At 64.6% G+C, this 23,698-nt stretch carries 21 protein-coding genes and 1 pseudogene; 3 read left to right on the top strand and 19 right to left on the bottom strand.

All coding sequences use genetic code 11. The features are described from left to right. Positions 1–199 precede the first annotated feature (199 nt). A complete protein-coding gene (locus AC50X6_RS15710) occupies positions 200–1,024 on the top strand; it encodes an SGNH/GDSL hydrolase family protein (protein WP_494967106.1) in 825 nt (274 codons plus the stop codon). Positions 1,025–1,099: 75 nt separating this feature from the next. On the opposite strand, the gene AC50X6_RS15715 is transcribed toward AC50X6_RS15710, so the two are convergent. The 5 genes from AC50X6_RS15715 to AC50X6_RS15735 form a co-directional block, all read right to left on the bottom strand. Continuing rightward, positions 1,100–2,818 (bottom strand): ABC transporter ATP-binding protein, encoded by a 1,719-nt coding sequence (locus tag AC50X6_RS15715; protein ID WP_494967107.1) that lies wholly within the window; start codon positions 2,816–2,818, stop codon positions 1,100–1,102. Positions 2,819–2,829: 11 nt separating this feature from the next. Continuing rightward, positions 2,830–3,780, bottom strand: coding sequence for an ABC transporter permease (locus AC50X6_RS15720; protein ID WP_494967108.1), 951 nt, complete (start codon positions 3,778–3,780; stop codon positions 2,830–2,832). Further along, entirely contained in the window at positions 3,770–4,699 is a 930-nt protein-coding gene (locus tag AC50X6_RS15725; RefSeq protein ID WP_326965778.1) for an ABC transporter permease, read from the bottom strand. Before AC50X6_RS15725 ends, AC50X6_RS15720 begins: the two co-directional genes overlap by 11 nt. Positions 4,700–4,832: 133 nt before the next feature. Continuing rightward, a complete protein-coding gene (locus AC50X6_RS15730) occupies positions 4,833–6,518 on the bottom strand; it encodes a peptide ABC transporter substrate-binding protein (protein WP_494967109.1) in 1,686 nt (561 codons plus the stop codon). 250 nt (positions 6,519–6,768) lie between these two features. Next, the gene (locus AC50X6_RS15735) at positions 6,769–8,598 is read right to left on the bottom strand and encodes an ABC transporter ATP-binding protein (protein ID WP_494967110.1); all 1,830 of its coding nucleotides are present in this window, start codon (positions 8,596–8,598) and stop codon (positions 6,769–6,771) included. 79 nt (positions 8,599–8,677) lie between these two features. On the opposite strand from AC50X6_RS15735, the gene AC50X6_RS15740 reads away from it, so the two are divergent. Next, entirely contained in the window at positions 8,678–9,304 is a 627-nt protein-coding gene (locus AC50X6_RS15740) for a PH domain-containing protein (RefSeq protein ID WP_494967111.1), read from the top strand. Between the two features lie 36 nt (positions 9,305–9,340). On the opposite strand, the gene AC50X6_RS15745 is transcribed toward AC50X6_RS15740, so the two are convergent. The 12 genes from AC50X6_RS15745 to ychF all read right to left on the bottom strand — a co-directional run bounded on the left by AC50X6_RS15745 (position 9,341) and on the right by ychF (position 20,839). Next, positions 9,341–10,438 carry an ABC transporter permease gene (locus tag AC50X6_RS15745; RefSeq protein WP_494967112.1) on the bottom strand — a complete coding sequence of 366 codons (1,098 nt, stop codon included), beginning with the start codon at positions 10,436–10,438 and terminating at the stop codon, positions 9,341–9,343. Further along, a complete protein-coding gene (locus AC50X6_RS15750) occupies positions 10,435–11,976 on the bottom strand; it encodes an ABC transporter permease (RefSeq protein ID WP_494967113.1) in 1,542 nt (513 codons plus the stop codon). Before AC50X6_RS15750 ends, AC50X6_RS15745 begins: the two co-directional genes overlap by 4 nt. A gap of 180 nt (positions 11,977–12,156) precedes the next feature. Beyond that, entirely contained in the window at positions 12,157–13,908 is a 1,752-nt protein-coding gene (locus tag AC50X6_RS15755) for an ABC transporter family substrate-binding protein (RefSeq protein WP_494967114.1), read from the bottom strand. A 321-nt stretch (positions 13,909–14,229) separates the two neighbouring features. Then, the gene (locus AC50X6_RS15760) at positions 14,230–15,828 is read right to left on the bottom strand and encodes a cryptochrome/photolyase family protein (RefSeq protein WP_494967115.1); all 1,599 of its coding nucleotides are present in this window, start codon (positions 15,826–15,828) and stop codon (positions 14,230–14,232) included. 40 nt (positions 15,829–15,868) lie between these two features. Continuing rightward, positions 15,869–16,138, bottom strand: coding sequence for a hypothetical protein (locus AC50X6_RS15765; RefSeq protein ID WP_494967116.1), 270 nt, complete (start codon positions 16,136–16,138; stop codon positions 15,869–15,871). Between the two features lie 159 nt (positions 16,139–16,297). Further along, on the bottom strand, positions 16,298–16,678 hold the full coding sequence (locus AC50X6_RS15770) for a hypothetical protein (RefSeq protein ID WP_494967117.1): 381 nt from the start codon (positions 16,676–16,678) through the stop codon (positions 16,298–16,300). Between the two features lie 60 nt (positions 16,679–16,738). After that, positions 16,739–16,903 (bottom strand): hypothetical protein, encoded by a 165-nt coding sequence (locus AC50X6_RS15775; RefSeq protein ID WP_494967118.1) that lies wholly within the window; start codon positions 16,901–16,903, stop codon positions 16,739–16,741. After that, on the bottom strand, positions 16,903–17,262 hold the full coding sequence (locus AC50X6_RS15780) for a TA system antitoxin ParD family protein (RefSeq protein WP_494967119.1): 360 nt from the start codon (positions 17,260–17,262) through the stop codon (positions 16,903–16,905). The genes AC50X6_RS15775 and AC50X6_RS15780 overlap by 1 nt, the downstream gene beginning before the upstream one ends. Before the next feature lie 319 nt (positions 17,263–17,581). Beyond that, entirely contained in the window at positions 17,582–17,920 is a 339-nt protein-coding gene (locus AC50X6_RS15785; protein ID WP_494967120.1) for a HepT-like ribonuclease domain-containing protein, read from the bottom strand. Next, positions 17,917–18,231: a nucleotidyltransferase family protein gene (locus AC50X6_RS15790; RefSeq protein ID WP_494967121.1), complete on the bottom strand. Its 315-nt coding sequence runs from the start codon at positions 18,229–18,231 to the stop codon at positions 17,917–17,919. The genes AC50X6_RS15785 and AC50X6_RS15790 overlap by 4 nt, the downstream gene beginning before the upstream one ends. A 531-nt stretch (positions 18,232–18,762) precedes the next feature. After that, complete coding sequence (locus tag AC50X6_RS15795) at positions 18,763–19,416, bottom strand: SDR family NAD(P)-dependent oxidoreductase (RefSeq protein ID WP_494967122.1); 654 nt, start codon at positions 19,414–19,416, stop codon at positions 18,763–18,765. Positions 19,417–19,753: 337 nt separating this feature from the next. Further along, positions 19,754–20,839, bottom strand: a complete 1,086-nt coding sequence (gene ychF, locus AC50X6_RS15800) for a redox-regulated ATPase YchF (protein ID WP_494967123.1) — start codon at positions 20,837–20,839, stop codon at positions 19,754–19,756. A 130-nt stretch (positions 20,840–20,969) separates the two neighbouring features. Here ychF and AC50X6_RS15805 point away from each other — a divergent pair, with 130 nt between their 5' ends. Continuing rightward, on the top strand, positions 20,970–22,253 hold the full coding sequence (locus AC50X6_RS15805) for a DNA recombination protein RmuC (RefSeq protein ID WP_494967124.1): 1,284 nt from the start codon (positions 20,970–20,972) through the stop codon (positions 22,251–22,253). A 10-nt stretch (positions 22,254–22,263) separates the two neighbouring features. Here AC50X6_RS15805 and AC50X6_RS15810 read toward each other — a convergent pair whose 3' ends face one another. Next, on the bottom strand, positions 22,264–23,355 hold the full coding sequence (locus AC50X6_RS15810; RefSeq protein WP_326968030.1) for a 4-hydroxy-3-methylbut-2-enyl diphosphate reductase: 1,092 nt from the start codon (positions 23,353–23,355) through the stop codon (positions 22,264–22,266). A gap of 179 nt (positions 23,356–23,534) precedes the next feature. Further along, positions 23,535–23,698 (bottom strand): annotated as a pseudogene (locus AC50X6_RS15815) (IS30 family transposase); the annotation flags it as partial.

Below are 23,698 nucleotides of genomic sequence, written 5' to 3' on the forward strand. Positions count from 1 at the left end.
TGAGCCCCTTTCGCACAGGGCACCTTCTACCATTCTAAGCGCTAGGTCATTTATTGGCCTAAAATCCCCAATCCGGGCGGGACCCACTCGCGTGATCAGGACGCGGGCCCGGCCTGCGCCCGTGACTAATGTCACTGGATTTCCGCAGGTCCGTGCCCCATCATTGCTGTGACAGCAGCAAGTCAGCTCGGAGAGATCCATGCGCAACGCCTCGGCCCTGCTACGCCTCGTCGCACCCATGATCGCCACAGGCATCCTGCTGGCCGGCTGTGGCCCGTCCACCGAGTACAACCCCGACGTATGCCCGGTGCAGACGGTCCGGCCGCCCCCGCCCGACGGCGCCCGGACCGAAACCGATCCCGCCAAATTGCCGCCATGCTCCATCGTGACGAATCCGGCGAACGGCCGCGAAGAGGTGGCGGTGGCCAATATCCGCCAGACGGCGCTGCTGATTGGCGACTCACAATCCGAACCCGCCGTGGGCTGGCCCCGCGAAGCGCTGACGGCGATGGGATATGACGTCTTCTTCGCCGGCGCCGGCGGGACCGGTTTCGTGGCCGGAAACGACCGGACCGGCAACTACCCCGAGGCCCTGCAGCGCGGCGACTGGCGGGTGCCCTACGGCTCACCTCCGCTGGTGGTGATCCAGGGCGGCGGTAACGACGCCGCCGTCGGCGCCAGCGATCAGCAGATCGCGGACAATGCTGACCGCCTGATTGCCGCCCTGAAACAGCGTTACCCCGGGACCACGCTGGCCATGATCGGCACTCTGGCCCTCGGTGCGGATCAGGGCGGCGGACGCCGCACCGAGGTGGACGCCCTGCTGGGCCGCGTCGCGGCACACCACGCGATACCGTTCGTCAGCGTCGGGGACTGGATGTCCAAGTACCGGCTGGGTAGGTTCGCGGCCGACGGCGTTCACCTCAGCGCCGAGGGCCATCAGGAGCTCGGCGCCGTGCTGGGCGAGAAGTTCAGGCAGCTCGGGCTGCACGCCCAGCCGCCCGGGCTTGGTGCCGGCCAGTAGTCACCCCGGCGCAGGAAGCCGGTGCCCGCCCCCAAAGCAAAGGGCGGACACCGGCTTCGGTGCTATCAGCGAGGCTCAGGCAACTTCCGGGGGCAGCATGAGGCGTGCACCCGGGATGGCGTTGAGCAGCGCCTTGGTGTAGTCCTGCTGCGGCGCGTCGAAGACCTCGTCGGTGGATCCGGTCTCGACCAGCTTGCCGTGCTCCATAACACAGACGTGGTCGGCGATCTGCCGCACCACTGCCAGGTCGTGGGTGATGAACAGATAGGTCAGGCCCAGCCGGGACTGCAGTTCGGCGAGCAGGTTCAGCACCTGGGCCTGCACCAGCACATCGAGGGCGGAGACGGCCTCGTCACAGATGATCACTTCAGGGTCCAGGGCCAGGGCCCGCGCGATCGCGACGCGCTGGCGCTGGCCACCCGAGAGTTCGTTCGGGTATCGCCGCATGGTGGACTGCGGCAGGGACACCTGGTCCAGCAGTTCGCGGACCTTCTTCTCGCGGCTGGCCTTGTCGCCGATCTTGTGGGTACGCAGCGGCTCCTCGATGGTCCGGAAAATGTTGTACATCGGATCCAGGGAACCGTACGGGTCCTGGAAGATCGGCTGCACCCGGCGTCGGAAGGCGAAGATCTCTTTTTTATTCAGCGTGGCGGTATCCACGCCGTCGAAAATGATCTTGCCGGAGGTCGGCTCCAGCAGGTTCAGGACCATCTGGGCCACAGTGGACTTGCCGGAACCGGACTCCCCCACGATCGCCGTCGTCGTTCCCCGCTTAACACTGAAGGAAACATCGTCGACGGCGGTGAAGTCCGTCGCCCGCCCGAACCCGGAGCGCAGCTTGAAGACCTTGCTCAGGTTCTCGATCTTTAGCACCTCGTCCGGCAGCGCGGGCTCTGCCGCAACAGCCCCGCTCGGGGCGAGCAGTTCGTCCGATTCCACCCCAAGGTCTTTGGCTACCTGGATACGGCGTGAAGCGAGCGACGGCGCCGAGGCCACCAACCGCTGGGTGTAGGGGTGCTGCGGGTTCTGCAGGAGTTCCAGGGACGGACCGGCTTCCACCACTTGTCCGCGGTACATCACCACCACCTTGTCCGCGCGCTCGGCGGCGAGGCCGAGGTCGTGGGTGATCAGCAGCACTGCGGTGCCCAGCTCCGAGGTCATTTTGTCCAGGTGGTCCAGGATCTGGCGCTGCACGGTGACGTCCAGGGCCGAGGTGGGCTCATCGGCGATGAGCAGCCGCGGCTGGCAGGACAGGCCGATCGCGATCAGGGCACGCTGGCGCATGCCGCCGGAGAACTCGTGCGGGTACTGCTTGGCCCGCCGGGCGGCGTCCGGAAGTCCGGCTTCCGCCAGGACCTTGGCAACGTCCTCCGGGCCGCTGGGCCGGCCGTTGGCCTTAAGCGTCTCCATGACCTGGTGCCCGATCTTCCAGACCGGGTTCAGATTGGACATCGGGTCCTGCGGGACCATGCCGATGGTGTTGCCGCGGAGTTCGATCATGCGCTTCTCCGAGGCGTGCGCGATGTCCTCGCCGTCGAGCAGGATCTGCCCGCTAGCGACGCGGCCGTTGCCCGGCAGCAGGCCGATGGCGGCCAGCGCCGTCGTCGACTTGCCGGATCCGGACTCACCCACGATGGCGACGGTTTCGCCGGGCATGATGGTCAGGTGCGCGTTGCGCACGGCCTGGACCTCACCGCTGCCGGTGGTGAAGGAGATCGCGAGATCGCGGATTTCCAGCAGGGGCCGGCCGGCCAGGGTTCCGGCTTCGTGAACTGTGACGTCGGAAGTCGTCATGTTTGCCTCCTTCATCGCTGACGGCTTTTCGGATCGAGGGCATCGCGCAGGGCATCGCCCAGCATGATGAAGCTCAACACGGTGATGGACAGGGCTGTCGCCGGGTAGAGCAGCACGGCCGGGTTGGTGCGGATGGACGACTGGGCCGCGGAAATGTCGTTACCCCAGGACATCACGGAACCGGGCATGCCGATGCCGAGGAAGGACAGGGTGGCTTCGGCAACGATGAAGACGCCGAGTTCCATGGTGGAAAGCACGATGATCGGTGCCAGCGCGTTCGGGAGCACGTGGCGGACCAGCGAGCCGAGCCGGGAAACACCGAGCGAGCGCGCGGCCGTGACGAAGTCCGCGTTCCGCACCTCGATGACGGCGCCGCGGGTGATGCGCGCCATTTGCGGCCAGCCGAGCACCACAATGACCATAACCACGGTCCAGACGCCGCGGTTTTCACGCATCAGCGGAAGCTGGGTGATGACCAGGGCACCGAGGATGAGCGGCAGGGCGAAGAAGATGTCGCCGAGCCGGGCGATGACCGTATCCACCCAGCCGCCATAGAAACCCGCCAGGGCCCCGAAGGTCACGCCGATGATCAGCACGCAGATCACCGAGAACACGCCCACCATCAGCGACGCCTGGGTGCCGTGGATGATGCGCGAGTAGATGTCGCAGCCCTGGAAAGTGAAGCCCAGCGGGTGGCCGGCGGAAGGCCCGCCGTTGGAGTTTGACAGCTCGCAGCCGTTGTCCGGCGCGACCTGGGTGAAGAGCCCCGGGAAGATGGCCACGAAGACGATCAGGGCGATCATCACTGCGGAGATGATGAAGAGCGGACGACGGCGGAGCTTGCGCCACGCGTCTGCCCAGAGGCTCAGAGGGGCCTCGTCAACTTTGACGGCGTCGGTTGCCAGCAGAGGGGTCTCCTCGATGGGGGCAACGAAGTGCTCGATGTGGCGGTTAGTTTTCATAGCGGATCCTCGGGTCAAGCCAGGCGTACAGCAGATCGACCAATAGGTTGGCGGCAACGAAGACCAGGACCAGCACGCTCACAATGGCGACCACGGTGGGGCCTTCGCTTCGAAGAATGGCCTGATACAGCTTCTGGCCGACGCCGGGGACATTGAAGATGCCTTCGGTCACGATTGCGCCGCCCATCAGGCCGCCCAGGCTCGCACCGAGATAGGTGACCACCGGGATCAGCGAGTTCCGCAGGACGTGGGTGGTTACCACCTTGCGGCGTGACAGGCCCTTGGCCGTGGCGGTGCGGACGTAGTCGGCGTTCATGTTTTCGATGACGGACGCACGGGTAAGGCGCAGCACGTAGGCGAAAGACACCAGGCCCAGCACGGTCGCGGGGAGCAGCAAGGTCCCCCAGTCGACGTTGGAGCCGACCGTCGGTTTGGCCCAGCCCAGCTGGACACCGATCAGCAACTGGAGCGCGAAGCCGAGCACGAAGGTGGGGATGGCGATCACGACGAGTGAGAGCACGAGGACAGTGCTGTCGAAGATGCCGCCCTTCCGGAGGCCGGAGATGAGCCCGAAGCCGATTCCGAAGACGGCCTGGATGACGAGGGCTTCAATGGCGAGCATCGCCGTGACCGGGAAGATGCGGGCCAGGGTGGCTCCGATCGGCTGGCCGGTGAAGTCGACGCCGAGGTTGAAGGTGAAGAGGTTCTTGAGGAACAGCCCGTACTGTACCCAGAACGGCTGGTCCAGGTTGTACTGCTGACGGAGCTGGGCGATGATCGCATCGCTCGGCGGGCGGTCGCCGAAGAGCGCCCTGATGGGATCGCCCGGGAGGGCAAAGACCATGAAGTAGACGAGCAGGGTGGTTCCGAGGAAGACCGGAATGACCTGCAGCAGGCGCCGGAGGATGTACTGGATCACAGCATTGCCTCGGGTGCGTTGACGGAACTGAGGGGAATCATGGGACAGCTTTCCTGCCGGTTTCAAGGCTATTGGGGGCCCGGCCAGGCCGGACCCCCAATAGCTTAGTGACGTGGATGGGTTCTACGAAGGATTACTTGGCCGTGATGGCCCAGTACTGGAGAACGCCGTTCCAGCCGGAATCAACGTTGCTGACGTTCTGGCTCCAGACAGCCTGGCGCGCCTGGTACCACAGCGGCAGGTTGGGGAGATCCTTGAACAGGATTTCCTGGGCCTGGGTGAACTTCTTGTTGGCGTCGTCCGTGGACTTGGCGCCCAGGCCTTCGGTGAGGAGCTTGTCGAACTCGGGGTTCGTGTAGCCCTCGTAGTTGGCGCTGGCCCCGGTCTTCAGGAGCGGGCCCAGGAAGTTGTAGAGCGACGGGTAGTCGGCCTGCCAGCCGGCCCGGGTGAGGCCCGGCAGGGTCTTGGCGGTGCGCAGCTTCAGGATTTCGGCGAACTTGGCGAAGGGCTGGCCTTCGGCCTTGATTCCCAGGTTGTTCTTGAAGTTGTTGGCGACGGCGTCGATCCATTCCTTGTTGCCGCCGTCGGTGTTGTAGGCAAGCTGCAGGATCTTGTCTGCAGGCCACGGGCTCATGGCGTCGGCCTTGGTCCACAGGTCCTTGGCCTTGGCAGCGTCGAACTTCAGGACATCCGAGCCGGCGACCTTGTCGTTGTAGCCGTCAACCGCCGGGGAGGTGAAGTCCTTGGCCGGGATACGGGTGCCGGAGAAGATGACCTTGGTGATTTCCTCGCGGTTGATGGCCATGGAGAGGGCCTGGCGGCGCAGCTTGCCCGCTTCGCCCTGGAACTCCGGCAGGTAGCCCGGGATGTTCAGGGTGGCGTTGCCGGCATACGGCTTGTTCAGGTGATTCTCCGGGAAGTCCGTGGTGTAGGTCTTCAGGGCGTTGGTGGGCAGAACGTCCGTCACGTCCAGGTTGTTGCCCTGGATGTCTGTGTAGGCCGGGGCCGGGTCGGTGTAGAACTTGAAGGTCACGCCGCCGTTCCTGGCTTCGCGGGGACCCTTGTAGTCGGCGTTCTTGACCAGGGCGATCTGGCTGTCGTGCTGCCAGGCGCCTTCCTTTTCCATCTTGTAGGGGCCGTTGCCGATCGGGTTTTCGCCGAATTTCTTCGGATCCTTGATCGCGTCGGCAGGCAGCGGCATGAAGGCCGAGTAGCCCAGGCGCAGCGGCCAGTCGGCTTCCGGCTGCGTCAGCTTGACGGTGATGGTGGAGTCATCCTTCAGGACCACGCCGGAGAGTGTCTGGGCGGTCGGGGCGGGGACCTCAGTTTCCTTGCCGTCCGCTCCCATCTGCTTCGTGGTGGCGCTGACGGCGTCGTAGCCTTCGACGGACTCGAAGAAGCTGCTGTTGCCCTGGGCGTTGGTGCTCAGCGCGGCAAAGTTCCAGGCATCAACGAAGCTCTTGGCGGTGACTTCCTCGCCATTGGTGAATTTTGCGCCCCTTTTGACCTTGATCGTGTAACTCTGGCCGTCCGGGGAATCGATCGACTCGGCCAGGGCATCGACAGATTTGCCGCTGGGGTCGTAGCTGCGCAGGCCCTCGAAGAGGAGCTCAACGACGCGGCCGCCGTACACTTCGTTGGTATTGGCGGGCATCAGGGGGTTCTGCGGTTCGTTGCTGTAAGCGGTGATGACCTTGTTGGGGTCGCCGGCAGCCTGGCTGGCACCACTGGCGGTGCCGCCTCCGGCACCGCATCCGGTCAGGGCGAGAGCGGCGATAGCCACCATGCCCAGTGCTTTGGAAGTGCGCGAAAAACGCATTCCGCCTCCTATGAGTTGTGGGAGTTCGGCAGGGAAAAACGTGTGCTTCCCCGTGGCCCAGGCACAGGGATATCCTGTGACGTGGGCGACATATGGAACTACCCTAACCCCAGAGTGTCCGGATGGTGGAACTCTGTTGCCAAACCGTGACCCGGGGAAAGCACGGCCCCCGGGCCCATCCACGGCAGGTCGCAAAGCACACGGCCGAGGCTGGTAATATTCGCGCCAACGTGATCGCGGTTACTGCCGATTAACTCGTTTCGGCGGCGAGGAGCTGCGCCCGGAGCTCGCGCCGTTCCCGCTGTTTGTCTGGGTCCGGCAGCGGAACTGCAGCGAGAAGCCGCTGGGTGTACGGCTCCTGGGGGTTGCGGAGGATCTGGTTCCGGGTCCCCTGCTCCACGATCCGGCCCCGCTGCATCACGCAGATCCTGTCGGCCAGCACGTCCACCACGGCGAGGTCGTGGGTGACGAAGAGGCAGGCGAACCCGAGCTCCTTCTGCAGGTTCTGGAAGAGGTCCAGCACCTTCGCCTGCACGGAAACGTCCAGTGCGGAGGTGGGCTCGTCGGCCACCATCAGTTTCGGCTTGAGCGAGAGTGCCCGGGCGATTCCGACGCGTTGCTTCTGTCCGCCGGAGAGTTCATGCGGGTAGCGGTTGCGGTAGTCGCGCGGGAGCTCCACCTGGTCCAGCAGCGCCTCGATCCGCTTCTGCAGCTCGGCGCCCTTTGCCACCTTCGCGAGGAACATCGGCTCGCCGATGCTTTCGCCGATCGGCAGCCTGGGATTCAGCGACGACGACGGGTCCTGGAACACCATGCCGACGTGGCGGCGCATCTCATGGAGCTGCCGGCCGTTCCTCTTCGCGGCGGAAATGTCCTGGCCGACCACCCTCATGGTGCCGGCGGCGACGGGCAGCAGCCCGACGGCGGCCCGGCCGATGGTGGTCTTACCAGAGCCGGACTCCCCTACCAGCCCCACAACCTGGCCCGGGTAGATCACCAGGTTGGCGCCTTCCACGGCACGGAACGCCGGCACCCGGCCCTGCTTGGGGTATTCAATTGCCACGTCCTTCAGCTCGAGGACGGGCTGGCCCTGGGGCCCGGCGGTTTCCGCGGCAGCCAGCGCCGCGGCGTTCGCGCGCTCACGCCGGACCAGTTCCTCTTCCGGGATGACGGAGATCTCGATGTTGGTCGCGGCGGCGAGGGCGGCCGTGACGTCCACTTCTTCGGCGGAATCCGCCCCGCCCTGCCCCAGGTGCGGCACGGCGGCGAGCAGCGCCTTGGTGTATTCGTGCTGCGGGTTGTGGAAGATCTCCGCGGCCGTGCCGGTTTCCACGATCAGGCCCCGGCGCATCACGGCAATCCGGTCCGCGAGGTCCGCCACCACGCCCATGTCATGGGTGATCAGCACGATGGCGCTGTCCAGCTTGTTCCGCAGGTTCCGCATGAGGTCCAGGATTTCGGCCTGGACGGTCACGTCGAGGGCTGTGGTGGGCTCGTCGGCGATCAGCAGCTTGGGATCGCAGGACAGCGACTGGGCGATCATGGCGCGCTGGCGCTGGCCGCCGGAGAGTTGGTGCGGGTAGGACCGGAATGCCATTTCGGGGTCCGGCAGCTCCACCAGTTCCAGCATCCGCAGCGCCCGCAGCCGGGCGTCCGCAGGGGAGACTTCGCTGTGCAGCCGCACGGTCTCCACGATCTGCGCGCCCACGGTGTACACCGGGTTCAGGGCCGTCATCGGCTCCTGGAAGATCACCGCAACGTCCTTGCCGCGGACGGACCGGATGTTTGCCTCGTTCGTGCCCAGCAGCTCCTTGCCGGCCAGCTTGACGCTTCCCGTCACGCGGCTGTTGCTGGGCAGCAGGCCCAGCAGCGCCATCGAACTGGCGCTTTTGCCCGAGCCGGACTCCCCCACGATGGCCAGCACTTCACCGGCCCGCACCTCGTAGTTCAGCCCGATCGCGGCCGGAACCCACTTCTTGTCCACGCCGAAGTCGACGCTGAGGTCACGAACCACCAGGACGGGTTCACCTTTACCGGGTTCAGGGGTGACGGCCGGATCGAGGGTGATGAAGTCAGTCATGATGGGGCTTTCCTTCCGCCCGGGCCGCCGGGTCACCGGGGATTGGTGCTGCGGCTCGGAGTACTGAATTATTAGGGGCATGAGCTCTGCGCCGCACGCCGGTAACGTTGAAATCTTCAAGGCCCGCACCAACAAATGGTTCGCCTGGCTGTCCTGGGCGGTCGCCGGGTTCGGCCTGGTAGTGACCGCAGTGACGGCGGGCCCCGGGGCACTGGCCGGCGCGGCGCCGCTGCTGCTGATCGCTTTCCTGGGCTGGCAGCTGTTCTGGATGCCCGCCGTCGTGGTCCATGGCGACGGTGTCAGCCTGGAGAACCCGTTCCGGTCCATCCGGGTGCCGTGGGCGGCCCTGGTGCATGTGGATACCCGCTTCGCTCTGACGCTGATCACGGCGGAGAAGAGCTACACGTCCTGGGCCGCACCGGCTCCCGGAATCTGGGGCGGCCGCAATGCCCGCCCGGAAGACCTCCGCGGCCTGCCGGCCACCACCTACGGCCCCGGCGAATCCGTCCGTCCCGGGGACCTGACGTCCACCGACTCCGGCCAGGCAGCCCGGCTGGTGCGCGCCCGCTGGCAGTATCTGGTGGAAAGCGGCGGGCTTGTCGCCGGAGAGGCCGCCACGACGGCGGTGAAAGTGACCGTCCGCTGGGCGGCGGCCGGCGCCGTCGTACTGCTGCTGGCGGCCAGTTACTGGGCCATCGCCGGTTAGGCCGGCGGCAGCACCGGCACAGCGGGGGGCGGACATCTAGTCCCTCTTGGTTTCATCGAACGCGGTGACGGGTGCCACTGCAAGGGGGTGCCCCCCGGTGCCAGCGGCTTTCTTGGCATTGAACTTCTTCTGCCGCGGATCGAAGGCATCGCGCAGACCGTCGCCGATGAAGTTGATGCTCAGGCAGATCAACACGATGAACAGGCCCGGGAACCAGAACAGCCACGGCCTGGTGGCGAAGGCCTCCTGGTTCTGCGAGATGAGCAGCCCCAGGGACGTGTCCGGCGATTTGACGCCGACGCCGAGGTAGCTCAAGGCGGTCTCCAGCAGGATCGCGGCCGACATGGTCAGCGTGACGTTCACGATCAGCACCCCGACGGCGTTGGGCAGGATGTGTTTGAAAATGATCCTCCCGTTGGACGCCCCGGATATCCTGGCCGCATCGACGAACTCGCGCTCGCGCAGGGTCAGGAACTCGCCACGGACCAGCCGCGCCAGACCCACCCAGCTGACGAGTCCGAGGAAGACGCCCAGAACGACTATCCCGTTGGCGTTCGCGAAGGCGGAAAACAAACTCCCCTCATCCCGGCGCCCGGCAGTCTGTGCAACGACAGCGGCGAGCAGCAGGACGGGGATGATGATTATGACATCCGTGATCCGCATCAGCACCGCTTCTACCCAACCCCGGAAATAGCCCGCGAGGCCGCCGATCACGGCACCCAGAATCCCGGCAATGGCGCCAATCAGGACCATGATGGTGATGGATTGCTGCGCCCCGCGCATCGTCATGGCAAACAGGTCCCGGCCGATCCGGTCCTGCCCGAAGGGGTGTTCCCCCCACGCCGGGGGCCAGAGACCCGCCGTCGGCCCGCCGTCGTTCACCAGCGGGGAAACGTCCAGATGGTTGTACTTCCACCAGCCGGGTATCCCCGCCACCCCGACGGAGGTGAAAGCCACAATGAAGATGAGCGCAAAGACGGCGAGCCCGATCAGCGCACCGGTGTGCCCGAAGAACCGTTTCCGGACGATCTGGCCCTGGCTGAGTCCTGCCGATTCATGCTCGGGCGATGTTGTGCCCGGGTCCCGTAGGGCCTTCTGCGCCAGGATGTCATCCTCTTGGGTCGGCTGGCTCATGCTTTTATCCTTACGCGCGGATCCAGTGCGGAATACGCCAGATCCGCTATCAAGTTGAAGACCATGGCGGTGACGGCGACGCAGAGAAAGACGCCCATGACCGGGTTCGGGTCAATGCGGGTGATTCCGTCCAGAAACAGGAAGCCCATCCCCCGGACGGAGAACACGCTCTCTGTGATGACGGCGCCGCCTATCAGCGCGCCGATGTCGAAAGCGACAATCGTGGCGATCGGGATCAGTGCGTTGCGGAACGCGTGCCCCATGATGACCGACCGTTCGGAGAGACCCTTGGCCCGCGCGGTGCGGATGTAGTCCATGTTCATAATTTCAAGCATCGAGGACCGGGTGAACCGCGTGTAACTCGCCAGCGACACGAGGATCAGTGCCACGGTTGGCAAGAGCAGATGGGTGAAAGTGTCCGTGCCCAGCACCCAGTAGTCTCCCTCTATATTGGGGGTGCCGGCGCCGATCGTCGCTATCGGACGCCCCCGCACTCGGCTGTTGTTGAAGTATGTGGGCCATGCCTGCATATAGCGGTCCATCACGACCAGTCCGCCCACGAGGAAGGCGGTGATACCCGCTGCCCGCATCGACTGTCCGCGGTCGTAACCGCCCATGAAGTACCCGACGCCGACGCCGACCAGGACGGCAGCGATCGCCAGCAGGGCGATCATGAGGGCTGTGGCCTCGTTCAGCAGGGGCTGCACGGCGAAGTAGGCGATCACGCCTAGCCCCACCACGATGAGTGCTGACTGCAGGGCCCGTCGGTTCCGCAGACCCGAGACGAGCACCGTTACGGCGACGGCGATGCCGGCGCCGGCGATCGCAATCACTACCGGGCCCAGGCCCGGGGTCTTGAACCACTCCGTGGCGGACAGGTAGACCAGGACGAGCGCGACGGCGGCAAAAACCGTGCTGCCCGTGATGAAGCGTCGTTTGAGCTGGCCGCCCAGGGCCACCGCGACGAGCAGCCCGGCGGCCGCGCCCACCCCCAGCGCCGTCGGGATGGGTATCTCCGGCTTCCGCAGGAAGTCGTTGAATCCGATGGCCCCATACTCCTTCAGCAGCACCGCAACCCAGAAGATCGGGAGGGAGAAGAAGAGGAACGCCATGAATGTGACCCCGTAGTCCAAGGCGCTGTACTGCCGGAGGGCCGTGACGATGCCCAGGGTGATACCGATCAGGATGGCCAGGATAGTTGCCGTGGTGACGAGCGTCAGTGTCTGGACCAGCGCGATGCCCAGCGCTTCGGTGACCGGTTGTCCGGAAATGTTCTGTCCCAGGTCACACGAGCCGGCGAACGGAACGAGGCACTGTGCGGACCCGGCCAGCCACTTGAAATACCGCACCGGCGCAGGGGTGTCAAGGTCCAGGAGCTCGGTGCGGGCGTTCATCAGCTGCTGTTTGTTGGGCGAGTTGAGGGCGCGCAGATCGGCCAGCGGGTCTCCAGACGACGCTGTCAGGAGATAGACGAGAAAGGATGCTCCCAGGAGGATGAGGGCGGCTGTGACGAGCCGCCTGACAATATAGGTCACCATGATGAATAAGCCTCGGGATCCAGGTCCGGGGTCAGGCCGGGCCTATCGCAGAATCGCGCCGGCTCCACGGACTTGTAATGCCTGCGGAGCCGGCACGGTACCGGTGGGTTGTCAGAAGGCGCCGGGGCCATGCCCGGCCCCGGCGCCTCCCGCTAGGCGATGCGCTCGCTCAGCGTGTGATCACTTCCGGGACCAGTCCCAGACGTTCCACCAGACGCCGGTCTGGTTCGGCATTGACGTCACGCCGCTGATCTGGTCAGAGGATGCTTTGACATCCGGAGACTGGAACAGCGGAGCACCGTAGGCGGACTTCCAGATGGCCGCGTCGACCTTGGTCTGGAGCTCATCCTGCTTGGCTTTGTCCGTCGTGATGATCAGCTCACCCATTGCCTTGTCCGCTTCTGCGTCGGAGAAGCCGTTGTAATTCGATCCGCCGCCGGTCTTGAAGATCTGCGGGACGCCGGAGACACCGACACCGGAGTTGATCCAGCCGAAGATCGTGGCGTCGTAGGATCCGTCGCCCAGGCTTGAGCTCCAGTCCGCTTTCCCCAGGCCGCCGTCGACGATCTTGAAACCGGCTTTGGTGGCGGACTCGCGGATGAGTGAGTAGGCATCGACCCGGTTGGGGTTGTCCTTGTTGTACATGATGCGGATCTCAGGGGTGGCGCCGTTGAGGAGCTTCTTGGCACCGTCGATATCGACATCCTGGTACATCGAGGACCCGTTCTTCGCGGCCGAATCGGCGTACGCAGCCTGGGCCGGCACGAAGATCTGCGAATCGAGCGGCTTGGCGTTGGGATCGATCTTCTTGATGATCTTGTCCACAATGTCCTTGCGGGGAACAGTCTTCAGGAAGGCCTCCCGGACGCTCTTCTCCGCCAGCGGGCCCGAGAAGTTCAAGTCAAGGTGATCGTAGGAGAGCTGGTTGCCCAGGAGCAGATTGACGCCGCTGAGGGCCTTGAGCTGGTCCACGGTGTCCGCCGAAGCCTGCGGGTTGATGATGTCCACTTCACCGTTCTTGAGGGCCTGGACCTGGGCCGGCGCGGCGCCGATTGTCCGGACCACGATCTCGTCCAGCTTGGGGATCGGGCCCCAGTTGTAGTCCTTGTTCCGGACCAGTGTCACGGACTGTTCCGGCACCACCGACTTGATAATGTACGGACCGTTGGAGAGGTACAGGCCCGGATCGCTCGGCAGCGTCTTCGACTCGAACCCGGTGCTCCAGAAATCACCCACGGCCTTCAGTGCGGCGTCGGCCGGCTGCGGTGACTTGCTGTCACCGCGCTTGAGTCCCTTGAAAAGATCGACCAGCGCCTGTGCGTCTTTCAGGCCGGCCTGCTTCGCCACCACGTGGGCGGGGGTGTCGACCCCGCCGTTGCCGGGGAAGCTGTACGCCAGTTCCCAGTCGGCATATGGCTTGGAGTATTTCAGCGTCAGGCTCCGTCCGTCGGACCCCAGCTCGGGAAAGTCCGTGAGGTTGAGACCGGAGGTGTCGGCCGCCGTCTTGAAGTAGGTGGTGCCGGTCTTGGCCTCGGAATCGGCATCATCATAGTATGCGGAGCCGGATGCCCAGGAGAGGAGCAGATCGGCGGCGCTCACCTGTGTTCCATCCGACCATTTGACGCCTTCATTGACTGTGTATTTGACGGTCAGCGGATCGTCCGAGAGCTTCTCGTACTTGCCGAACTTCTCGTTCTTGACGATGTTCAGTTTGTCGTCGATGTAAATGAAGCTTGAGTGGGTGGCGTAGGCGATATGACCGTTGACGTCTGAGTTGCCGTCAGCGGTCACTGGATTGAAGCTGCTGAAACCATTCGTTTCGGCAACGGCGGCAGAGCCGCCCTGCTGGCCGCCTGCCGCAGCAGTCGTCGGGGTTGACCCGCCGCTGTTGCCGGCGCAGGCGCTAAGGGCCAGGGCAGCTGCTGCTGCCACGCCCACTGCTTTGGAAATACGACCGAATCGCATTCCGCCTCCTTGTTTCTGTGGTGTGGGTGAGACCGGGGCCAAAGGCACCGGACAGACGTGCACACTCCCCCAGTGGCAGTGTGGTGCGTCTCACATGGGAAGAAGCGTAAACCCAAAGTTCGGCAGGCGCGAGGAAAGTTGACCGACTGTAAAGTTTGTTATCGAGCTGCAACATTCGAGCAGCGTTCCGAGCCGACAACTGCGACGAGATCATCGGGCCGTCACACGTCGAAGCGGAAATCAACACAGTTCCGGAGCCGACCGACCTGAGCTTGGCCCGTGATGTTGTCAGCCCGCCGGCGTCGTTCGCAACAGCCGTGTCGCATCATGCCCGACGTCGAGCAGCGCCTCAGCGCGGCGTCGATGCTCGCGCCGTGTGTTGGGGTCCATCTTTTCGAGCTGGGAGAGGACCATACGCATGCGCAGGTTTACTTCGAGGACCGCGCGGTGGTCCTCGATGAAAGTCCAGTACAGACCATCCCAATCGGGCATCCACTGTCCCGCAGGGAGGTCTGACATCTTCCGCAGATAGTTGCTGCCCGATACATAGGGCTTTGTGGTGATCTCCTCCCCCGCAGCGAACTGGCTCATCGCGTAGACGTTGGGGACCATCACCCAGTCGTAAGCGTCGATGAACAGCTCCATGAACCATTCGTAGACCGCATCGGGATGGATCCGCAGCAGGGACATTGCGTTGCCGAGCACCATCAGCCGCTCGATGTGGTGGGCATACCCGGTGGCGAGCACGCGGGAGATTACCAGGTCCACGGGCTCCAATCCGGTGGTGGCATCCCACCAGCCGTCCCCGAGTGCGTTCCGGTGGTCGAGCCGGTTGGAGGTGCGCATCTGACGGCCGCGGGTTCGGTAGGTGGCGCGCATGTATTCCCGCCAGCCGATCACCTGCCGCACGAACCCCTCTACGGAGGCGAGCGGGGTGTTGTGACCGGCACCGTCGAGTATTGTCCGCAGGACTTCTCGCGGGTTGAGCAGTCCGATGTTCAGACCGGGAGTCAGCAGGCTGTGGGCGATGAACGGATGCGCAGCGGAGATCGCATCCTCGTAGGGTCCGAAGTCGTCCAGGCGTTCGCGTACGAACTCCTGCAGATGCTCACGGGCTTCGTCGGCATTTGTAGGCCAGGCGAACAGGTGGGGGTCACCCGGAGCGTCCGGGAACTCCGCACTGACCCAGGCGATCGCAAGGTTGACCTCGTCACATGCCTCGTCACTGACCTCGTCGGCGTCCTCCAGCAGTGCTTCGATATTGAAGGTCCCCTCGCGCTGAAGGACGGGATGGCGCGCGAACCGGCCCACGGTCCGGGGAGTGTACCCGCGGGGGAGCTTCCGGCGGTTTTCGGCATCGAAGGACCACTTCCCGCCGAGGGGTCCGCCGTCGTCGAGAAGAACGTTGAGCCGGCGGCGTTGCCATATATAAAAGTCGTGCATGCGGGGGGCGTTGTGTGAAAACCAGTCAGCGATCTGCTCGCGGTCGGTGAGGAAGTTCGGCGTCTCCAGCACGTCTTTCTCGAGCATCCGATAGCCGCCGTCGGCGAGCCCTGCGAACAGATCCTGCTCGAGCCAGTCATCGACCACGTCGAACCAGGTCACCTGCATTGGGCCGCGGTTCCGAACAAATTCGGCGAGCTGATCGTGGGAGCTATGGTCAGCATCGCTGCTGAGGACTTCAACCTCGTAGCCGTGCCCGCGCAGGCGACGCGCGAAGCGGGACATCGAAGCGCGATGCAGGACCAGCTTGTGGGAATGGAAAGCGTACTGGCGAAAGAGCAGGTCATGCTCGATGAGCACGAACACGGTGTCGCCAGCCGCTTGGAGATGTTCGTCGAAGAGCTGATGCGGCAAAACGAGGCGCACACTCGGGCCGGAACTCATCCCTTTACGATAATGGAGCTTGCAACCTTCTGGACCACGATCAGGGCAGTGCGCGGCTGCGAGGCGTCGGGGGAATGGAATCCCTGGCGAGATCAAGCCAGATCAGCACGCGTGTCCGGTTCGCGATGGGTCTTGGAGCCACTGCTCGCCGGCCGCACTTCTGCGCATCGGTATACAAGGGGGGGCGCACGTCGTCTCCGGTCCACAGGGTCGCTTGGGCGACAAGTCGACGCACTAAGTCTTCTACAGCGTCTTCTGTCGCCTCGTCTGGCATGACAACGAGGAGGTCGATGTCGCTGTCTGCGCGCATCTCGTTACGGGCAGCTGAAAGTAGGCGAGCAAGACTCCCGGTTGGCACCGTGAATCGAGATCAAGCGAGCGGATGGGCAGTAGGCGTTGAAGCGGGACCCCACCGCGTTCCGTCATGGAGAAACGTCATCAACTGTGCAACGTCTCGCGGATGGTACCTTCAGGCACCGTCGCATTGGCCGTCATCAGACCTGCCTTCAGACTCCCTCAGCACGTGCGGCGTCCACGCCGGCCAGCCTGGGGAGCCGATGAGCGCACCGTGCTCAAACAAAGCGACCGGACGAAATGGAGCGCGTGCGCTGCTGTTGTCGAGCACCTCGGTCACATCGGCGATCCGGATCGCCGCGCGGAGGTGCCCCCAAAGACGCGAGTAGGGTTCTCGGATCTTCTGCTCAGACACCTCGTGGCCTCCGCGGCGCGCGCGTTCAAGGACGCGCTGGACCGTGAGCTCGACGGGGACGATGATCACATGAAGATACGCGAGGTATCCGGCGTCCACGGCATCTGAGACAAGCTGAACCTTGCTCGGGTGTGAAAACACCGTCTCCGAGATAAAGGACTCCCCGTCGGCGATCCGCTCGCGACGCTGCGCTTCGGCAATCTACGCGGCCTCGTAAGCATGCGCGGCCTGGGCCTCGGGCCACAGCGAGGCGGCGATCTCGTCGGCATTGATGAACGGCAGGCCAGTCGCTGGCTTCAGGACGTCACGAACGTAACTGGACTTCCCGGCACCGTTGGGTCCAACGAGCAGATGCAGCAGCGGCATCAGCCGCGAGGCGGGTGAATGAGGAGGTTGCCGTCCTTATCTACCTCTGAGTACGACTCCCCTGCGGCGACGAACTGCGCCGCGTAGTTAAGCTCGCCTCGCAGCACCGTCATGCGACCTGTCCATTCCTCACGGACGATGGCCTGCTCCTGCTCTCCGAGCGAGTCGTATGAACCCGTGCACGCGAGGATCTGGCTGATCGCACGGTGGTTCACCCGCGGCGACATCTCCAGCTCGCGTCCGATGCGTGCCCAATGGGCAATCTGCTGAGGCACCGTGCGCGACGTGACAAGCGTGGCTGCGAGAGCGGACTCATACACGTCTGCGGGAAGCCGGGTCGGCTGGCTGGTCCTAGTCATGGTCCAATTGTCGCACCGTGCTACGACGTCGGCTCAGTCGCTCGCTCAATAGTTGCGGCCGAGTTCGTGGACCCCAGTGCGACCCGCTCCGACCGCCGCTTTGTCATCGGAGCGATTCAAAGGACCACTCGCCGATGAATGCCGGCGAAAGTAGTTCCGCTGGGTCCGCGCTTATGCGCCCGTCCACGATTTCGTGCAGGAGTGGCCGCACGCCGTCGCACGCTTCGATCATGGCGAACCTCGAATTAGCTATACATCAAACCGGCACCCCACCGCGTTCCGGCACGGAGCAACCTTTCCCCCGATGGGCCTCGCGGTCTCACTCTGCTGAGAGCGACTGGATGTATCTGCTGATCGCCGGCAGGTCGACGACCATCGTGTCCCAGACCGCACCGTAGTCAGTTCCCTCGGAGTAATGCGCCAGGCAGTCCCGCATCCGCTTGATCAATGACCATGGCACTTCGGGATGCCGGTCGGTCGTGGCGTCGCTCAAACGAGCCACATTCTCGCCAATCTTGATGATCAGTGACTCTGCCGCCAGGCCCGGAACGTTGTCGGGGTCCCCGAGGTACCACTCGGTGCCGCGTGCCACGAGATTCGCGCCGACGCCGCACAGTCGGACGATCTCCGTCAGAGCCGCATCATCCCGCTTGTTCATACCGCGACAGCCGTCGCCAAGATCTCATGATCGGCACGCAGACCGCCGTCGGTCACCACATCGACCTCGACACCGAGCAACTCGCTCGCGTCAGCAGCGAACGCCGCGACCGTAAGCAACCCGGTGCCGGGCGATCGGGTGACCAAGATGTCCAGATCGCTGCCGTAACTGTCTGTGCCGCGAGCCGCCGAGCCGAAGACACGGACATTGTCGAAGCCATACCGGCCCGCAAGGCTCACAAGGTCGGCACGGCGCGCAGCGAGCGCATCATGAGGCAGTGGCCGCGCGGCCGTCCGCAGGCGCTCGAGCATCTTGACCGAGACGCCACCGGTCCCCTGAGCGCAGCCATCACCCTGAGAGTCACGAACAAGCAGTTCGGTCCGGCTCCCGCACTCGTTCGGTCGGGCCCATCATGGCTCTCGCCCGCCACGAGATTGATTTGCATCCTGTCCCCGAGCTCCGCGCGTCACCATTGCTTGCAGCGCCGGAAAGTCCACTTGGCTTAGACAGTCAACCGGAATCAACTAGATATTAAATCAAAATTTCACCACATTCTGTAGCCGAATAACTTCTGCTCGGAGCGCGAGACTGTCGGCCCTGAACTCTGGTGACAACACGATCTACTCAGGCACTGTGACTGACACCCATGCGGCATGCAAGGAACTTCTGACGCCTCGGGTCGGTTCCGAGCAGGAGCAAGGTGGATTCGATGCCCCGGCCGTCAGCAATGGACCCACTTCAGAATCCATTCGACTCTCTAGCGCTGTAATCGAAAGGCCAGGCTCGCACACTCGAGCCGTGCCTTTCGCATACAGCGCTCAGTTTCATCATCACGGCCGCGCCTAGAAGGCGGTGCTGGGCAGATCCTTCTCGCCATCGACGATCGCGGTGATGATCCGCGCTGCAACGAGGTCTGGATCCAGCGGCGCTCCGAATCGCGGCGCTGACCCGGCGATCGGGTGCTCGGACAGCGCGGTGCCAGTGTGGCCTGGGCGGGCATCCACGAGTCGGATTCCCACGCGGCGATACTCGCGCGCCGCTGCGACAACGAAGGCCGCGAGCCCAGCTTTCGACGCCGAGTATGCTGCCAGACCGGCGACGGGTGTCTCAGCGACAACGCCGCTCAGTGTTACCACGAAGGGCTCCCGGCCGTCATGTGCCGAGGCCGCGAGGTAGGACTGGCTCTGGGTAATGAGCTGGATCGCACTGGTCGTGTTCACAGCGAACAGTTCGTCCACCGTGGCGGGTTCAAGGTCTGAAGCGGCGCCGAAGGCGACGACCCCGGACGCAACCACAAGCCCGTCGAGACGTCCGTGCTGCGCCTTCGTGGCATCCAGCACCTCCCGAATCACAGAGGGCGCACGTAGATCGTGCCCAGCAGACTTTGACGACCGGGCAACAATAGCGCCGTTACTCTCCAGCTGATCGGCGATCCGCGAGCCGAGCCCGCCGGTGGCGCCGACTACCAGAACAACCGCACCCTGAAGATTCGTCATGGATAGATCTTAAATCACGTGCGGCAGATAGCCCAGCCCGAGTCTGTTTGCTGAGGTTGGACGCCTGCGGTATTCCCCAGGCAGCGAGGCAAGCTTCACGCGCACCCCCGGGGTGAAGCGCCCCAAGTCTCATGCCGCAGCCCTGTGGGTTGGAAGGACGTATGTCATGCCACGCGTCAGCGCACGCTTCGGTGCTGCAATTTGCGGGCATCCGCGGCACCGACGCACACCCGCCTGTTACACAATAAGCACACAGAACCCACGGATGCTTAAACAGCACAAACAGAAACGGCCCCATTTGCCGAAGCAGATGGGGCCGTCTCAAAAATTCATTGAGCTATACGTTAAACCTAAACTCCACCACGTCGCCGTCGACCATGACATATTCCTTGCCTTCGATCCGGACCTTGCCGCGGGCCTTCGCCTCAGCCATGGTGCCGGCCTCCATCAGATCATCGAAAGACACCACCTCGGCCTTGATGAAGCCCCGCTGGAAGTCGGAGTGGATCACGCCGGCCGCCTGCGGGGCGGTGGCGCCCTGGTGGATGGTCCAGGCCCGGGTTTCCTTGGGGCCGGCCGTCAGATACGTCTGCAGCCCGAGGGTGTGGAAGCCGACGCGGGCCAGCTGATCGAGGCCGGACTCGTCCTGGCCGTTCATTTCCAGCATCTCGCGGGCCTCTTCCTCGTCCAGCTCCACGAGGTCCGATTCGAGCTTGGCGTCGAGGAAGATGGCGTCCGCCGGGGCAACCATGGCCCGCAGCTCTTCCTGCTTCTCCGGACTACCCAGGATGCCTTCGTCCGCGTTGAAGACGTAGATGAAAGGCTTGGCGGTCAGGAGGCTGAGCTCCCTGAGGTGCTCCATCTCCAGCTTGTCGCTCTTAACGGAGGCGAAGATGGTGTCGCCACGTTCCAGCACGGCCTGGGCGGCCAGGATTGCTGCCAGTTCCGCGGCTCCCCGCTTCTTGATCTTTACTTCTTTTTCAATCCGGGGGACGGCTTTTTCGATTGTCTGGAGGTCCGCCAGGATCAGCTCGGTGTTGATGGTCTCCATGTCCGAGCGGGGATCCACCTTGCCGTCAACGTGGATGACGTCGGGGTCATCGAACACGCGGACCACCTGGACGATGGCCTCAGCCTCGCGGATGTTGGCGAGGAACTTGTTGCCAAGACCCTCGCCCTCGGAGGCGCCTTTCACGATACCGGCGATGTCGACGAAGGACACCGGGGCGGGGAGCAGCCGCTGGGAGCCGAAGACGGCGGCCAGCTTCGCCAGCCGCGGGTCCGGCAGGCTCACGACGCCGACATTGGGCTCGATCGTGGCAAACGGGTAGTTCGCTGCGAGCACCTGGTTGCGGGTCAGTGCGTTGAAAAGAGTTGATTTGCCGACGTTGGGCAGTCCGACGATGCCGATAGTAAGAGCCACGAGGATAGATTCTACCCGCTGCGGCCGGGGATCTCCGCGGCCGCCTGGTCCGCCGGCTGGTGTGCCACCCGGCGAGCTGTCCGCAGGGAGCCGGACCAAAACTGTCACAGCGGCATGCCAGAGTGAAGACATGGACGCTTTTGCACTGATACTTGCCCTGCTCATGCTGCTCGTCGGCGCCATCGCCGGCGCCGCCGTCGCCTACGTTCTGCTGCGGCGCCGCTCTCTGGCCGTCGAGCAGGACTTCGACGCCGTGTCCGCGCGGCTCTCCGAGGTCAGTTCCCGGTTCGCCGCGGCCGACGCCGAGAGGCGCCTTCTCGCTGCGCAGAACCGGGAGCTTGGCGAGTCCAGGACCCAGGACGGAAGCGTACTGCGGGCCCTGGCCCCGGTGGCCGAGAAGCTCAGCGCGGTCCAGCAGCAGGTCTCGCTGCTGGAGCGGGACCGGCTGGAACAATACGGCCAGCTTGCCCAGCAGTTACAGGAAGCCCGGCTCTCCGATGAGCAGCTGCTGCGGTCCACCCATGCCCTGGAGTCCGCGCTGCGGTCCAACAGTGCCCGCGGCCAATGGGGTGAAGTCCAGCTCCGCCGGGTGGTCGAGGCTGCCGGGATGCTGCGGCACGTCGATTTCCACGAACAGCTGCACAGTGCCGCGACAGACACCAGCATCCGGCCGGACCTCGTGGTGCAGCTTCCTGGCCAGAAGCAACTGGTGGTCGATGCCAAGGTGCCGCTCGCGTCCTACCTTGAGGCCCAGGAACTCGGCGCGTCCGGCCGGAGCGGCGCTGCCTCACCGGCCGGCCAGCAGGCGCACCTCCTGGCCCATGCGAAAGCGCTGAAGGCCCACGTCGATGCACTGAGCAACAAGAAGTACTGGGACATCCCCGGCAACTCCCCCGAGCTGGTGGTCTGTTTCCTGCCCGCGGAGTCGATTCTGGCGGCCGCGCTCTCGGCGGATCCGGCACTGCTGGACTATGCCCTGTCCAAGAACGTGGTGCTCGCCTCGCCGGGGACCCTGCTGGCGGTGCTGAAGTCCGTCGCGTTCACCTGGCGTCAGGACGTCCTCACGGACAGTGCCCGGGAACTCTTCGAGCTCGCGCACCAGCTCTACGAGCGGATGGGGACGCTGGGCGAGAACGTCACCAAACTCGGCGCCTCGCTCAAAACCTCTGTGGACCGCTACAACTCCATGGTGGGCACGCTCGAGGCGAGAGTTCTGCCGACCGCCCGCAAGCTCAATGCCCTCGACGCCGCGGGGCTGGCCACACCCGCGGCCGTCGAGGTCACGCCGCGGTCTGTGGCGGCCCCGGAACTCCAGCCGGGCAGCGGGTCAGAGCTCGCAACCGGGAGCGGCCCACTGAGGGATACGGGGCCCGGACCCCGGCGGGAGCCGGAGCCCGGCGAGTCCGCAGCCTAGGGGTGGCGGGTCAGGACGTCTGGGCGGTGCGTGCGCCGCGGCCGCCGAGGGCGCGGGTAACATCGCCGGCCTGCTTCAGCGTGGCGCGGAGTTCCTTGGGCAGCGAGAACAGCAAGTCCTCCTCCGCCGTGACCACTTCCTCGACCGAGCCGTACCCGTAGTCCGCCAGGAGCCGCAGGACGTCCTTGACCAGAACCTCCGGGACGGAGGCACCCGATGTCACCCCGACGGTGGCGACGCCCTCGAACCACGCCTCATCGACCTCGTTGGCGAAGTCCACCCGGTAGGAAGCCTTCGCGCCGTATTCCAGCGCCACCTCGACCAGCCGGACGGAGTTCGAGGAGTTGGCCGACCCCACGACGATCACCAGGTCGGCCTGGGGCGAGATCTTCTTGATCGCCACCTGGCGGTTGGTGGTCGCGTAACAGATGTCGTCGCTGGGCGGATCCTGCAGGGTGGGAAACCGCTCCTTGAGCAGCCGGACGGTCTCCATGGTCTCGTCCACACTGAGCGTGGTCTGGGAGAGCCAGATGACTTTCTCCGGGTCCCGGACGGTGACCTTGTTAACCTCGTGCGGGCCGTTGATGATCTGGATGTGTTCGGGGGCCTCGCCTGCGGTGCCTTCGACTTCCTCATGGCCGTCGTGGCCGATCAGCAGGATGTCGAAATCGTCTTTCGCGAAGCGGACCGCCTCTTTGTGCACCTTAGTCACCAGCGGACATGTGGCGTCGATGGTGCGCAGGCCACGGTCCTCGGCGGACTGGACCACTGCGGGCGAGACGCCGTGGGCCGAGAAGATCACCAGCGCCCCCTCGGGCACCTCGTCGGTTTCTTCAACGAAGATGGCCCCCTTTTCCTCCAAGGAGCTGACCACGTGCACGTTGTGCACGATCTGCTTGCGCACGTACACCGGGGGGCCGTAATGTTCCAGGGCTTTTTCCACCGCAATAACAGCCCGGTCGACGCCGGCACAGTAGCCGCGCGGGGCTGCCAGCAGCACCTTTTTGGGACCTGGTACGGGGGCCGCCGCCAGCACGTCTTCCGGAGTGCGCCGACGGCGCGGAACGGTTGGCATCGGAATGGAAACAGCGGTGGACGTCATCGCTCAATCCTACCGGTGTTGACTGCAGCCCGTTGTGGGCCCTGCCTGCAGACTGCGGCTAGCAGTCATTTTCGTTAGTTCGTCGGGGGTCAGACAGAGCCTGGACCGTTCCGCGCCGCGGGACATGCCCATTCTTCACACCCGGGGGCGAATTCCAGGGGTCGATGCAACACCCGAGGTCAGCTGGCTTCCAGTAAAGCACGAAGACGTTCGGCGGGGGTGTCCCAGTCGAGTGTTTTGCGTGGTCGGGCGTTGAGTTCCTGGGCGACGTGTTCGAGGTCCTCGGGCCCGTAGACATTCAGGTCGGTGCCTTTGGGGAAGTATTGGCGCAGCAGCCCGTTGG

It is taken from the genome of Pseudarthrobacter sp. HLT1-7 (assembly GCF_059383435.1).

Coding starts and splice junctions, on each gene's coding strand:
- AC50X6_RS15710 (WP_494967106.1), top strand. CDS start 200: ATGCGCAACGCCTCGGCCCTGCTACGCCTCGTCGCACCCATGATCGCC.
- AC50X6_RS15715 (WP_494967107.1), bottom strand. CDS start 2,818: ATGACGACTTCCGACGTCACAGTTCACGAAGCCGGAACCCTGGCCGGC.
- AC50X6_RS15720 (WP_494967108.1), bottom strand. CDS start 3,780: ATGAAAACTAACCGCCACATCGAGCACTTCGTTGCCCCCATCGAGGAG.
- AC50X6_RS15730 (WP_494967109.1), bottom strand. CDS start 6,518: ATGCGTTTTTCGCGCACTTCCAAAGCACTGGGCATGGTGGCTATCGCC.
- AC50X6_RS15735 (WP_494967110.1), bottom strand. CDS start 8,598: ATGACTGACTTCATCACCCTCGATCCGGCCGTCACCCCTGAACCCGGT.
- AC50X6_RS15740 (WP_494967111.1), top strand. CDS start 8,678: ATGAGCTCTGCGCCGCACGCCGGTAACGTTGAAATCTTCAAGGCCCGC.
- AC50X6_RS15745 (WP_494967112.1), bottom strand. CDS start 10,438: ATGAGCCAGCCGACCCAAGAGGATGACATCCTGGCGCAGAAGGCCCTA.
- AC50X6_RS15750 (WP_494967113.1), bottom strand. CDS start 11,976: ATGGTGACCTATATTGTCAGGCGGCTCGTCACAGCCGCCCTCATCCTC.
- AC50X6_RS15760 (WP_494967115.1), bottom strand. CDS start 15,828: ATGAGTTCCGGCCCGAGTGTGCGCCTCGTTTTGCCGCATCAGCTCTTC.
- AC50X6_RS15765 (WP_494967116.1), bottom strand. CDS start 16,138: ATGCGCGCAGACAGCGACATCGACCTCCTCGTTGTCATGCCAGACGAG.
- AC50X6_RS15775 (WP_494967118.1), bottom strand. CDS start 16,903: ATGCCGCTGCTGCATCTGCTCGTTGGACCCAACGGTGCCGGGAAGTCC.
- AC50X6_RS15780 (WP_494967119.1), bottom strand. CDS start 17,262: ATGACTAGGACCAGCCAGCCGACCCGGCTTCCCGCAGACGTGTATGAG.
- AC50X6_RS15785 (WP_494967120.1), bottom strand. CDS start 17,920: ATGAACAAGCGGGATGATGCGGCTCTGACGGAGATCGTCCGACTGTGC.
- AC50X6_RS15790 (WP_494967121.1), bottom strand. CDS start 18,231: ATGCTCGAGCGCCTGCGGACGGCCGCGCGGCCACTGCCTCATGATGCG.
- AC50X6_RS15795 (WP_494967122.1), bottom strand. CDS start 19,416: ATGACGAATCTTCAGGGTGCGGTTGTTCTGGTAGTCGGCGCCACCGGC.
- AC50X6_RS15805 (WP_494967124.1), top strand. CDS start 20,970: ATGGACGCTTTTGCACTGATACTTGCCCTGCTCATGCTGCTCGTCGGC.
- AC50X6_RS15810 (WP_326968030.1), bottom strand. CDS start 23,355: ATGACGTCCACCGCTGTTTCCATTCCGATGCCAACCGTTCCGCGCCGT.